This window comes from Vibrio chagasii (assembly GCA_041879415.1).
GTDB lineage: Bacteria > Pseudomonadota > Gammaproteobacteria > Enterobacterales > Vibrionaceae > Vibrio.
This window is the reverse complement of sequence record CP090852.1, coordinates 603276-616839: the sequence shown is the minus strand read 5'-3', so window position 1 is coordinate 616839 and position 13564 is coordinate 603276. Positions and strand designations below refer to the sequence as shown.

Sequence of the window (13564 nt, the reverse complement as noted above, 5' to 3'; positions counted from 1 at the left end):
TGACTATCTAGGTGAAAGCTGACGCAGAGATGGTGTAACGAGGTATCGAGAACTGTCTTTGTGGAACTTGGACTTACTTTAGCATTAACAGCTCTATAGATTAGAGCCAGATGGCGAACTATACGCCTAGTTTTTTAAATTACAACCCCATTTTTTATGAAATCTAAAAATAATTTTGATTGAAATATCATCGTTATTTAGCTGCAAAGGGAAGAGTCATCGGGAAGTTACTCTTTTTAGTGCGGTGGCACTGGTCATGTTTTCTGAACAAAAGTTCTCTTGTTGTGCTTTTTGGTGTTTTATACAGTAGATGATAACTAAGTGACTGTTGTAGATGCATTTTACATTGTAAATTCTAAGGCGCTCATGCTGCTAGTCCTTTGGTATATAGCTTATTTAAATCTCCGTTCTTCCAATTCTTGCTCCATTTTCCTTAATTTAGATCTTTCCAGTTTTCCAATGCTGTTTCGATATGCGCGTTTTGGATAGCGATCTAGCAAAACATGAATAATCACTTTAACGTTTCTGAATAAGAAAGTTGTTGTGCAACTAAATTACTGCAAATATAATTGATAATAATTCTCACTTGCGTTACAAGTTTGTTGTCAAATCAATGACAAACTTTAAATTATCGTTATTTAGCAGTTGTGTACGACCCATACTCATCTATGAGTATTCTGACTTTCATTGTCATGGTGGTGGTATGTCTCAATGGCAAAGGAAGAAACATGAAGAAAACAATCAAATCAGTTCGCCAGTTAGTGAGCGGGCTTGCTATCGTTCTTGCATCATCGCTGATGACCGCTCATGCGGAAACCGTCACGATTGAACACGTAAAGGGCGCCGCGCAGTTTACTGAAGTACCACAACGAGTTGTTGTTCTTGGTTTTGGTAGCTTGGATGTACTTGATAAAATTGGCGTAAAGCCAGTTGGTGCACCTCACAGCCTAATGCCTGACTACCTTGAGTCATACAAAGAAACAACGAAAAACACTGGCTCGTTAAGCGAACCTGATTTTGAAGCTATCTACATGTTGAAGCCAGACGTAATCATTGCGGAAAACCGCATGCTTAAGGTTTACGACAAGTTAGCTCAAATTGCTCCAACGATCATGTTCTCTATTGAAGGTGATAAGTACTGGGCTGATGCACAGCAAAACTGGCGTTCACTGGGTGAGTTATTTGGCAAACAGGCTGAAGTTGAAGCGATCATCAAAGAGACTCAAGGTTCAATCACTGCGGTAAATGACAAAGTAACCTCGGGTGAAACGACGGCGATGATGCTAATGAACAACGGCAACAATATTGCGATGTTCAACAAAGGCAGCCGCTTCTCAATTATCTTTGATGATTTTGGTTACGTTGAGTCAAAGAGTGCGACAGTCGCACCAATCAAAGGCACGCACGGTAACCTTATCTCTTTTGAATACATTGCGGATGCAAAACCTGAAGTGCTTTACATCCTAGATCGTGAAAAAGCGATTGGTCGCTCTGAAGGTCGTGCACCTCAACTGTTTGACAACCCATTGGTAGCTGCAACGCCAGCAGCACAACAAGGCAACATCGTTTACCTTGATTCAAGTGCATGGTACCTAGCAGGTGGTGGTGTAACGGCGATTCACAGAATGTTGGGTGACATTGAACGTACCATTCAACAGTAATTTTTAACGAGTTTTTCGGGCTTATAAGAAACGTTCTTATAAGCCCTTTTTCACTTTTTATACGGGCTACCCGAGACCTACCTTTAGTATTATTTCTATGTTGAAACCCATTGCAGCTGCTGTATTTCTTGTCGTGTTATGCGTTGCGTCATTGATGATAGGGGTCGCTGAAATCAGTTTTAGTGACTTCTTTAATGGCAACCAACACGCCAACTCTATTTATATCGTGAGTCGAATCCCTCGTTTGCTTGCTATTGTGCTCGCTGGCGCCGGTCTAAGTGTCTCTGGCTTAATCATGCAGCAGATTGTGCAGAACAAGTTCGCAGCGCCGTCTACGATGGGCACGATTGACTGTGCCATGTTGGGTTATATCGTTGGTATTCTGGTGCTAGGTAGTGCAGCTCAATGGAGCTACCTAGGTTTCATCTTTGCGTTTGCTGTGTTTGGCACCATGCTGTTGGTTCGCTTCTTACAGCATCTTAAGTTCAAGAATGCGGTACTAGTACCTTTGATTGGCATCATGTATGGCAACGTGGTTTCAGCACTGACAACGTTTATTGCTTACAAGTATGATTTAGTACAAACCATGTCTGCATGGACCATGGCGAACTTCGCGAGCGTATTACAGGGCAGCTATGAAATCCTGTACCTTGCCGTTCCGGCTTGTATGCTGGCTTACTATTTCGCGAGTCAGTTCAGCGCAGCGAGTATTGGTGAGAGCTTTGCAAAGAACATCGGATTGAACTACCAGAAGATCGTTTTTATTGGTGTTGCGCTGGTGGCGATATGCGCGTCTTCAGTAGTAATGATCGTTGGCGTCATCCCATTCCTTGGCCTTATCGTTCCAAACATTGTCTCGCTGATGATGGGTGACAACATGAAGCGAATCCTGCCTTGGACAGCTTACTGGGGCGTGATCTTGGTGCTGGCTTGTGACTTGTTAGCTCGAGTTGTCATTTTCCCTTATGAGATTCCAATCTCGATGGTAATCAGCATCTTCGGTGGTTTGATTTTTATTTACCTAATCATGAGAGACAAGTCGAATGCGTGATTCAGTAAAAATCGCGATTCTGGCTATCGCGTCTTTGTGTATGACGGCCGTTTTTGTAGGGCAGGGGCTAACCTGGGATAACTACGAATTTTTCTTGTCGCTAAGAATGCCTAAGCTGTTATCCATCGTACTGGCAGCTGTGGCGATTTCTGCGTCGTCACTGGTCTTCCAAACCATTACCAACAACCGCATTCTCACCCCTTCAATATTGGGCTTTGATAGCTTGTACATGTTGGTTCAAACGTCGTTGTTATTTGTTTTTGGTGGCACGAGCTTTTGGGTGATTGATTCCATTGCAAACTTCGGTTTGTCTGTATCTGTGATGATCTTATTCTCGTTTGCTCTGTTCCATTTTTACTTTAAGAGCAAACGCAACAACGTATTCACTCTGCTGCTGATTGGTATTGTGTGTGGCAGCGTGTTCTCGAGCTTATCGAATTTCTTAGCGATGTTGATTGACCCGAACGAGTTCGCGGTACTGCAGAACGTTATGTTTGCGAGTTTCAATAATGTGAAAAGCGAGTTGGTTTACCTGAGTATTCTTCCGTTAGGTTTGTGTTTGCTTGGGCTCTGGGTGTTGGCTCCAAAGTTGGATGTTCTATGGTTGGGCGTCGATAACGCGACAAGTTTAGGTGTGAATACCAAGCGATTAACCCAGATGATTCTGGTGATTGTGTCAGTAATGGTCGCGATATCAACTGCTTTGGTTGGCCCTGTGCTTTTCTTCGGCTTAATCACGGTCAGCTTAGCGCGCCAGATATTTAGCTCATATCAACACCGCGTGCTTATTCTTGCAAGTAGCTTATTAGCGGTGGTTCTGCTTGTGTCTGGCCAATGGTTCATTGAAAAAGTGATGGCCTTTGAAACCACAGTCAGTGTGATCATTAACTTGGTCGGCGGTTTGTATTTTATGTTCTTGTTGTTACGTACCAGAATTCAGTAAAGGTAGTAAGTAGTGATTAAATTAACAGGTTTAAGTAAGAAGTATGGCAAATCACTGGTTGTTGATGATGCCAGCGCTATGTTCCCAAAAGGGGAAGTGACTTCTATTATTGGCCCAAACGGTGCGGGTAAAAGTACACTGCTTTCAATGGCCAGCCGTTTAACAGAAAGTGATGCCGGTGAAGTGCTTATTGGCGACAAACTGCTTGCTGAGTGGGATACCAAAGAGCTAGCAAAGCACCTGGCGGTACTCAGACAGTCAAACAACATCAACATGCGATTTACGATTCGTGAATTGGTTTGCTTTGGTCGCTTTCCGCATTCGCAAGGCCGCTTGAAAGACGAAGACAACAAGATTGTTGATACAGCACTAGAGCATTTAGGTATTACTGATATTCAAAACAAATACCTTGATGAGCTCAGTGGTGGTCAGCGTCAAATGGCGTTCATTGCAATGGTTGTTGCACAAGATACGGACTACGTTTTCTTGGACGAGCCGCTCAATAACCTAGATATCAAGCACTCTGTTGAGATCATGCAGACGCTTCGTCGCTTGGCGCATGAGTTCAATAAAGCGATCGTTATTGTGATTCACGACATCAACTTTGCCTCTTGCTACTCAGACAACATCGTAGCGATGAAAAAAGGCCAAGTAGTGAAGTCAGGTAAGGTTTCTGAGGTAGTAGAAAAGTCAGTGATGGAATCGATCTACGAGATCCCATTTGAGATTCGTGAGTTCGATGGCGTCCGAGTTTGTATGTACTACTCAGGTCGTTAGTCAGTCTATAGCAAGCTAAAAGAGCTCCATATGAGGAGCTCTTTTTTTTAGGTAAGTAACCTAAGTTGCAAGGTCATATTTATGGTTTCTCTATGAATTATAACGACTTAATCGACGTAATATTGACGTGTTGTTTTACCCAGAGTGATAGTTTGATGTCACTCGAAGATCTGCTCTTCACTTTTTAAAATCATTTGCCATTTTTTGTGCCTTGCATTCCAAAAACGTTCTACACTAGGGTTATAACTGTTTGATTTTTATACGAGGTATCAATGAGTCGTAAACCAATAGTGTTAGTAGTAGATGACACCCCAAGCAATTTGGATGTGTTAACGGCGATACTCAAAGATACCTATCAAGTTAAGGTCGCGATCAACGGCACCATCGGTATCAAAATAGCTAAGATGGTTCCTCAGCCAGACCTCATTCTCCTCGATATCATGATGCCTGATATTGACGGATATGAAGTGTGTCGACAACTAAAGGCGCAGCCGAATACCGCGCATATTCCCATTATCTTTGTGACCGCCAAAATAGACCCTGAAGCCGAGGTTAAAGGGCTATCTCTAGGGGCTGTTGATTACCTGACCAAGCCGATTACTCCTGAAATCGCACTGCAACGTGTGAAGACTCACATCGCTTTGTATGACCAACAGCGAGCGTTGTTTAGTCAAGTGAAAGAGAAGACCCAAGAGATTAATTTAGGCAAGTTGGAAACTCTTAATATCCTCGGGCGAGCAGCGGAGTTTAAAGATAACGAAACGGGCATGCACGTTATGCGCATGAGCCACTATTGTGAAATATTGGCGAAGGCATTGGGTATGACAGACGAAGATGCCGAGACCCTAAGAGACGCAGCGCCGATGCACGACATTGGTAAGATTGGTATCCCTGACAGCGTGCTGCTCAAGCCAGGTAAGTTGGATGCTGACGAATGGGCAACCATGCAAAAGCACGTCGAATACGGTGTTGAGATACTCGGCAGGCAAAGTGACTCCAAATTGATGCGAATGGCGATTCAAGTCGCGCAGTATCATCACGAAAAGTGGGATGGCAGCGGCTACCCAAATCAGATCGCTGGTGAGGAGATCCCTCTGGTAGGGCGCATCGCCGCGGTAGCGGATGTGTTTGATGCCTTAACTGCTGAGAGACCTTATAAAAAGGCTTGGAGCGTGGATGAAGCGCTGGCCTTGTTTGAAGAGCAAAAGGGCAAACACTTCGACCCTAGAATCGTTGAGTTACTGTTTGAAAACCTACCTAAGATCTTAGCGATTAAAGAAAAATTCAAAGATGAGTAATCTCTTCAATAGATGTAGTGCTTTCATGTTGAGGCTAAAAAGTTCAGTGATATCATTCTCGGTCTGGTTGCTGTCAGGGCTGTTGTTTGTTGGCAGTGCTTATGCCTCTGAAGTGACTGATGCCGATCTAGACCTATGGTTAGACAATAAGCCAACGGTGACTTTCATTGCTCTTGCTAACCATTACCCATATTCCTTCCTTGATGATGACGGAAAAGTCTCTGGTATTGTTAAAGACTGGACACAGGATCTTGAAGAGCGGTTTGGCGTTCATGTGAGATTTATAAGCGTCAGCTCTCGAAGTGAAGCCAAAGCTGCACTGCTCGATGGGCGAGGCGATGTTTTCCCATTCCAACAGTTTGATCCTAGTGATGGAGGGCGCTTTCTCGCGAGTGACCCGTATATCCCTTATCAGGTTGCTGTGATTGCTCCCATCGACAATAAAATCGACACTAACTTAGACCAAAATCATAAACGACGCATTGCTATGGTCAATGAAAACATAGACTTAAAAAAAGCAGGCGTTCAACTTAGCTCTATTGAACGAGTTGATTTTGACAACGTGATTGATGCGGTGAGGGCTCTAGGGGAAGGTGAGGTAGAAGGCATTGTCGCGGAGCCTATCACGACGATGGACTTGGCAAAAAAAGTCGGTGTTCATGATTTAACGATTAATTACGTATTAGAGCACTGGAAGAGAATTCAGGCGACTATGGTAGTACGAACTGATGATGTGGAGCTACTGACGTTAATCAACAAACAGATCAAAACCTTTGATTTTCGCAAAGAGAACCAGATTTTATCTAAATGGCTAGATGCGTCTCCTTATCGAGTTCCACTTAAAGGGGTATTTGGCTTTGGTAACCCGCCTTATATGTACCCGGATAGCACTTCTGTTGGCTTAGAGCATGACATCATACAACGTGCTTTAAATGATATGGGTTATAAACTGGGTGACGTTGTCACTTTGCCGCCAAGTGCTGCGCGAAAGGCTATCGATAATAATAACTCGATCGCTTTTGTTTCCGGTGTTCAGGCTGACGACCCCGATGCTCACTTTCTAAGTGATTCTGTCATTAATGTTGAATTTGTCCCTGTGTCACTAGCGAGGCGCCAACTCAACCTCAAATCACAAAAAGGCTTATCTCTGGGCGCACTGTTGTTTGATGACACCTCACCAATCAAAAACTCAATAGAGATGCTTTCTCAAGAGATTGATATCGAGCGAGTTGAAGACATCGGCAGTTTAGAGGCAGCTTTTGCGCAGCTAAGAGCACAAACCGTCGATATATTGATGGTTGAGAGGCGAGTACTGGAGTGGTTTATTACTAATACTCGCTTTATTGAAATGTCAGAGCTTCGATTGCACGACGAACAGCAAGTTGAGTATCCAATCTATGTCGATTTTAAGAGTGAAGAGCTGAGAGATCGCTTTAACGCGGCAGTAGCCAACCTCAAACAAGTCGATGATGGTTTGAGTCAAATCATTGAGACCCATATCCAGAGCGACTTAAGCCAGGTTCTAAAGAAAGCGAGTATCATTGCTCAAATTTCCGCTTATTTTATCGTAAATGACCGTTTTGATGATTTGTCTGAACTCTTTAAAGTGTTTGACACGGATAGTTCTTTTCAGGTGATCACTGCCCAAGCTGATAACAACAATCGTCCAATTAAGGCTTGGTATATCGGTAATCTTGTCGATGAGCATGGGGAGAAAAGAAACACCTCTCATTTTGCATCAGTAACTAAAGTGGCCAGCTACCGCACCAAAGGCGGCATTATTAACTCCGGCTCAATGACCTTTTACTTTGATACAAAAACGTTAGAGCGAAATCATGTCTACTTTCCAGATATAGAGCAGTTTAATTCATTTGGTGAACCGGCTAAGCGATACATTGCCGATATATATCAAGCCAATAACTTAACAGGTGAGATCTTAAATTTAAGCGAAGAGGAGAGGGAGTGGCTTAAAAACAACCCAACGGTGCGTATCGGTATCGACCCTAATTCACTTCCGTATGAGGCAGTCTCTAGTACTGGTGAGTACATCGGTATGATAGATGATTACCTGAAACTCATCGAGCAGAAAACCGGCTTAAATATTGAGCATGTTGACGTAGCGAATTGGTCTGAAACTCGAAGTTTGGTTGATCATCAAGAAGTAGAACTTGTCTCTGCGGCGCAAGAAAATCGCTCCTTGGGAGAGAATGTCAAAGCGGCAAATAGCCTATTCTCGAGCCGCTTGGCACTTGCATCAAGACGCGAGGTGAGCAGCTTAGTGCTTGAGGAAGCGACTGGGTGGAAAATCGGTATCCTAAAAAATGCGGCGAATACTGAGGCAATAGTAGAGAAGTATCCAAACGTCGAGTGGGTTTTTGTTGACTCAACCGCTGAAGGCTTGAACCTACTTGATGATCAGAGCCTGGATGGAATGATCGATACGGTTGACGTCTTGAACTATCTCATTGATTCATATGGTCACCGAGACATTGGGATTATCGGGCGGCTGGACTTTTACCTATCACCAACCTTTCATGTGACTAAATCTGAGCCCCTGCTTTATTCTATTTTGAATAAAGCCATTGATAAGCTCTCCGCTGAAGAACATCAAAAGATCTCAGCGAAGTGGGCTGCACCTAAAGCGATAGAAAGGGTCGATTACGAATTGGTTTACACCATCTCTGCCTTTTCATTAGTGATTGTTTTACTGATTGTTTTTTGGAACCGAAAACTTGCTAAGCAGATTAGTATTGCCAATGAAGCGACAGAGGCACTAAAAAAGGCCCAAGACCAACTCTATAGCATGCTTAATAGCTCTCCAATTGCAGCAGCAGTGGTTTTTGAGGAACAGGTTCGTTATGCCAATGACACAGCAAAGCGCTTGTTTGGTGTTGAAAATAAGGAACTCTCGTCTATCGATGTGATTGCTATTCATGATTCTCTCGAGGTTCGTGATGACATTCATAAAGAGCTCAAGCTGAACGGAAAAGTCGTGAACAAAGAGTTAGTGCTTAGGAAGTCAGATGGCACTCGTTTTGTCGCACTTGTTAGCTACTACTTGTTTGAGCTTGACGGTGAAATTGCAACGCTATTTTGGGCATTCGATATTTCTGAAATGAAACGTCTAAATGAGCAATTGGCTGAGGAGAAAGAGAGAGCAAACCTCGCAAGTCAGGCGAAATCAGAGTTTTTAGCAAACATGAGCCACGAAATTAGAACGCCAATGAACGCGATTATTGGTCTGTCTTATTTAGCTATTGGGGAAATTACTAACCCTACAGCCCGCAACTATATTGAAAAAGTGCACCGTTCTGGTCACTCTCTGTTAAGCATCATTAACGATATTTTAGACTTGTCTAAGATCGAAGCGGGTCAGTTGTTTATCGATAATATTCCATTTAATGCCTTGGCGACTTTTAAAGATGTCATTGAGCTGATGGAGTCAAAAGCGGATGAAAAACAGCTTAACTTATCGATGTCGATTGACCCAGAACTCGATACTCCTTTACTCGGTGATCCACTCAGGTTGTTCCAAGTAATACTTAACCTTATTGGCAACGCGATTAAGTTTACGGAAAAAGGCAGTGTTTCTTTGACGGTCGATATTGTTGACTCAAACGAGCGTGAATTGACGATGAAGGTTTGCGTTGCGGATACCGGGATAGGCATTTCTGATGACAACCTTCATAAGCTATTTCAAGCATTTAGCCAAGCAGATACCACAACGACACGTCGATTTGGTGGAACAGGTTTAGGGCTCAATATCAGCCAAAAGCTCGTGAATGCAATGGGCAGCGAAATAACGGTTGAGAGTGAGTTTGGGCAAGGCAGTGAGTTTTCTTTCGTTGTAACCTTTGCTCGAACGACAAATGAAGAGTTAGCTCAATTCAAAGCACAAGAGCTTCAACTGGATTATCAGATAGAGTTCAAAGGCCAGAAGATACTGCTGGTGGAGGATAATAAACTTAACCAAGATCTTGCGTTAGCCTTCTTTAGTCGAGCCAAGCTAGATGCCGACCTTGCTGAAAACGGCAAAGAGGCACTGACATTAGCAAAGAACAACAACTACGACATGATCTTCATGGATCTACAGATGCCAATCATGGATGGGTTTGAGGCTACAAGATTGATCCGTGAATTTAATACCACTGTGCCTATTATCGCGATGTCGGCCAACGTGTTTGCCGATGCGAAACAAAGAGCAAGAGACGCAGGCGTAACGGACTTTTTGGACAAGCCGATCATCATTGATAAAGCGACTTCTTTGATCTCTAAATACATCGTGCCTGAGGTGTTGATTGAAGGTAAAGCGCCAGAACCTGCTCTGGTTGATGAATCGGTTTCTGATAACTCTGACCTATCGATTTTCTCAAAGGCTCGATTTGAGCAACTCACCAATAACGATACAGCCTTGCAAAATAAGGTGTTAGATAGATTCTGCCAAGGGGCCCCATCGATGCTATCGGAAGCGTTCGATAACCTAGCGCAAGAAGAGTGGGTAACGTTAGAGCGGAATCTACACACTCTAAAAAGTATGTCGGCTTCAATTGGCGGGCAGAGGCTCGCTGAATTACTCAGTGACTTTGAAAGCAGAGCTCACAATAAGGCTTGTGTAGAGCAAGATCTTGAGCAAAGCGAAGTTGGCTTAAGGGAGTTGATTGAAGCGGTCGAGCGTGATTTTGGTAAACCATGCGCAGCCACGGCAGAGAAAGGTGCAGATGATACATCGGACTCTTCTGAGTTAGATCCCAAGCAAATCTCTAAGCTGTTGTCTCTTCTCGAAGCTTACGATAACGATGCGACGCAATACGTTTCGGAGTTACTCATTGAACACCCTGATTCGAGTGTCCTAAAAGAGGTACTGGGATTACTAGAGAATTACGATTTTGAAGGTGCGAGCGAGGTGTTCAGCGCTTCACAACCATAGAATTAAAACTGTTTCTTGTCGTTAAAGCCTTTAACTATCGTGGTTAAAGGCTTTTTTATCTGAGTACTAACTTAATTGCTGACATTCTGTTTGATTAAATCAATCACGGTATTGTATCGATGAGGGAGCTTGCGGTTTCTCTTTTGGACTAAGTACAGCGTTTCCTCAACTTCTACTTTTGGCGGCACGACGTGCAACTTATCTCTTTCAGCAAAATTTTCAACGGCACCAGCTGGTAGCACGGTAAACCCTAATCCTTTTGATACAGGCAGCAGTATCTGATGAAGTTGGTTGATATAGCCTGATTTCGGTATCTCATTAATGTTGATGTTCGCGAGCTCTTTATCACCACACAGGTCGAAGTACAAAGAGAGGTAATGCGCAGAATCTGGGTGAGCTATCAGACCAATCTCGTGCAGTGTTTGTGGCGTTATCTCAAGATCGGCATGGCTATGGTGCACGATAAGACACAAGGCTTCTTTGCCGATAACTTGGCTTTGATAGTAACTGTCGTTCGGTGAATGTCTCACGATGCCGACATCGGTCGTGCCTTGCAGCAGGTCATTCAATATCTTTCTATTCGGGGCAGCCTCTAGATTAATGCTTAGGTCTGGGTGTTGCTGCTGCAGTTCAAGAAGCTTGGGATATAAGCGCAAAGAAAGTGAGCCTGAACAAGATAGGTGACACTGCCCAGAGTAAGGGTTATCAAAACTGAGCGACTCGAAAAGGTCTTCTTGGTCTTTCTCTAGTTTGAGCGCATAGCGATACATAATCCGACCTTGCTCGGTCAGCTCGAAGCTCTTGTTTTCTCGAGAGAGCAGTTCACAGTCGCATGCTTGCTCAAGTTTTTTGATGTGTTGGCTTACACCTGGTTGAGTCATGTACAACTTTTCAGCCGTTTGGGTGAAATGGCCGACTTCTACCAGAGTCTTAAATGTGTTGAGCCAAAGTGGATTAATCATACTCGCCTCTCAATACCGAAGTTTTTTGAAACAGTGCTAGGGCGTGTTGACCTTTCGTGGTTAAGTTTTGTTCGAGATAAAAGCGTTTTAATCGCGGCGAGGGGGAAGTAGCCTAGTCATTCTAAGCAAATCCCCCTCAACAAAGAGTAAAACGCTTTTAGCCGAACCCTTTGGGCAGCGTTTGCTGGTCATTTCTACTGCGTTATCGGCTTTTCATGTAGGCTAGCTACACATCAAAACCTCTGCCTTGTATAAATACCCAGCAACTCGCTGCAAAAATCAGCTCGAAAGATCAACACGCCCTAATTAATAACAAAAATTTATTATTATCTCCGTTTATGATAATTGCAAATTCAGAAGGAATTGAAAATATAGAAAGCGACGTCTTTGGTATCGTTGAAGATCGAAAAGGAGATGGCTTTAAAGCAAAACATAGGTAGTAGGTGAGTTTCATTTTTTGTAACAAAGTGTTGAGACTTTGTTGGTTATTTGGTCTAGTGATCAGCCGCGCTCACATTTAGGAACGAAGATGAATAGAAATGTTTGGCTACTATCACTGTGTCAGGCCTTATTAATGACAGGGAATATCCTACTGATTTCCGTGATTGGCTTGATAGGAAAACAGATTGCGCCCAGTGCCAGTATGATTACTTTACCAGTCGCGTTACAGTTTTTGGGATTGATGGCTGCCACCATTCCTGCTTCTTTGATTTCAGGAAAGTTAGGCCGAAAGCGAGGCTTTAGTATCGGTAATATCGTTGGAATTACGGGTGCGAGCCTAGCGACTTATGCGTTATTGCAACAAAACTTCTATCTGTTCTGCTTTGCGACCTTTTTATTAGGTATCGGTATTGGCTTCGGAACGCTTTATCGTTTCGCGGCTATTGAAGTGTGTGATGAAAATGCACGACACCGCGCAATCTCGATTTCAATGGCTGGTGGTGTTCTTGCTGCGGTACTCGGACCTAACTTAGCGATTATGTCTCAGCAATGGTCGCAAGATGGTCTTTACATTGGGGCTTTTGCTTCATTGATTGGCTTAAACATTTTGGCCCTCGTTATCTTACAGACCATTCAATTCCCTAAAGTGTCGTTTAGTCACCAAGCACCAAAATCTGAGCCTTTGAGTGCAATCGTGAAGGCACCGAATTTTGTTGGAGCCGTCTTTGCTGCAATGGTCGCCTATGCGGTGATGAACATTCTGATGACGGCTACACCATTGGCAATGATCGGCTGTGGTTTCGACTTTACCAAAGCGGCGGGTGTGATTGAGTGGCACGTATTGGGTATGTTTGTTCCTGCCTTCTTTACTGGGTCGCTGATTGAGAAATTTGGTTCGAGAATGATGATTTTGGCTGGCGGGATACTGTTTGTTTTCTGTATTGCTATCAACATCCATGGTGAGTCGATTTGGCACTTTAGAGCAGCCCTGGTTTTACTCGGGGTAGGCTGGAACTTTATGTTTATCGCGGCAACTGGTTTGTTCAGTCAATCTTATCAGCCCCAGAACAAAGCGAAGGCGCAAGCTTTCAATGAGTTTGTTGTATTTGGCTGTGTGACAGTGACTGCATTGCTTTCTGGTTGGTTGGAATCGACAGTGGGTTGGCAAAACCTCAATATTTACGTACTACCTTTTGTGCTAGCCGTTATCTTATTGTTTGCATTTAGCGCACGTAAATCACGCATTCAAAATCAGCCGGTGTGACGAGTTGTCATCTGTTTGGGGGAGATACCCCCCTTCATTAGAACAGTGTGTCTGCATAGCTTGTTCGATGTCGAGACAAATAAAAAGCCCTACCAATGACGGTAGGGCTTTTGCTTACGGCTTAAATAATAACGTTTCTTAAAACTGCTGTCCTGACTCATGCCACAGACAACAGTACTTAAGTTGGTTTATCAGTACGCACGTTATTGTCTACGTACTTTTTTCAATGATTTGAGCTAG

The 13564-nt window shown here is 43.5% G+C and carries 8 protein-coding genes; 7 read left to right on the top strand and 1 reads right to left on the bottom strand.

The features are described 5' to 3' along the window. Nucleotides 1–728 precede the first annotated feature (728 nt). The 6 genes from L0991_16675 to L0991_16650 all read left to right on the top strand — a co-directional run bounded on the left by L0991_16675 (nt 729) and on the right by L0991_16650 (nt 10657). Nucleotides 729–1661, top strand: a complete 933-nt coding sequence (locus L0991_16675; GenBank protein XGB65165.1) for an ABC transporter substrate-binding protein — start codon at nt 729–731, stop codon at nt 1659–1661. Between the two features lie 97 nt (nt 1662–1758). Continuing rightward, a complete protein-coding gene (locus tag L0991_16670; protein XGB65164.1) occupies nt 1759–2712 on the top strand; it encodes an iron chelate uptake ABC transporter family permease subunit in 954 nt (317 codons plus the stop codon). Continuing rightward, on the top strand, nt 2705–3655 hold the full coding sequence (locus L0991_16665) for an iron chelate uptake ABC transporter family permease subunit (protein ID XGB65163.1): 951 nt from the start codon (nt 2705–2707) through the stop codon (nt 3653–3655). Before L0991_16670 ends, L0991_16665 begins: the two co-directional genes overlap by 8 nt. Before the next feature lie 12 nt (nt 3656–3667). Continuing rightward, a complete protein-coding gene (locus tag L0991_16660) occupies nt 3668–4432 on the top strand; it encodes an ATP-binding cassette domain-containing protein (GenBank protein ID XGB65162.1) in 765 nt (254 codons plus the stop codon). Between the two features lie 272 nt (nt 4433–4704). Further along, nucleotides 4705–5730, top strand: coding sequence for a two-component system response regulator (locus tag L0991_16655; protein XGB65161.1), 1026 nt, complete (start codon nt 4705–4707; stop codon nt 5728–5730). 25 nt (nt 5731–5755) lie between these two features. Then, nucleotides 5756–10657 carry a transporter substrate-binding domain-containing protein gene (locus tag L0991_16650; protein ID XGB65160.1) on the top strand — a complete coding sequence of 1634 codons (4902 nt, stop codon included), beginning with the start codon at nt 5756–5758 and terminating at the stop codon, nt 10655–10657. Nucleotides 10658–10728: 71 nt separating this feature from the next. Here the strand turns inward: L0991_16650 and L0991_16645 are convergent, their stop codons facing one another. Then, a complete protein-coding gene (locus L0991_16645) occupies nt 10729–11619 on the bottom strand; it encodes a LysR family transcriptional regulator (protein ID XGB65159.1) in 891 nt (296 codons plus the stop codon). Nucleotides 11620–12148: 529 nt separating this feature from the next. Here L0991_16645 and L0991_16640 point away from each other — a divergent pair. Continuing rightward, nucleotides 12149–13324: an MFS transporter gene (locus L0991_16640; GenBank protein ID XGB65158.1), complete on the top strand. Its 1176-nt coding sequence runs from the start codon at nt 12149–12151 to the stop codon at nt 13322–13324. Nucleotides 13325–13564: the final 240 nt, after the last annotated feature.

Coding starts and splice junctions, on each gene's coding strand:
- L0991_16655 (XGB65161.1), top strand. CDS start 4,705: ATGAGTCGTAAACCAATAGTGTTAGTAGTAGATGACACCCCAAGCAAT.
- L0991_16675 (XGB65165.1), top strand. CDS start 729: ATGAAGAAAACAATCAAATCAGTTCGCCAGTTAGTGAGCGGGCTTGCT.
- L0991_16650 (XGB65160.1), top strand. CDS start 5,756: ATGTTGAGGCTAAAAAGTTCAGTGATATCATTCTCGGTCTGGTTGCTG.
- L0991_16640 (XGB65158.1), top strand. CDS start 12,149: ATGAATAGAAATGTTTGGCTACTATCACTGTGTCAGGCCTTATTAATG.
- L0991_16665 (XGB65163.1), top strand. CDS start 2,705: ATGCGTGATTCAGTAAAAATCGCGATTCTGGCTATCGCGTCTTTGTGT.
- L0991_16645 (XGB65159.1), bottom strand. CDS start 11,619: ATGATTAATCCACTTTGGCTCAACACATTTAAGACTCTGGTAGAAGTC.
- L0991_16670 (XGB65164.1), top strand. CDS start 1,759: ATGTTGAAACCCATTGCAGCTGCTGTATTTCTTGTCGTGTTATGCGTT.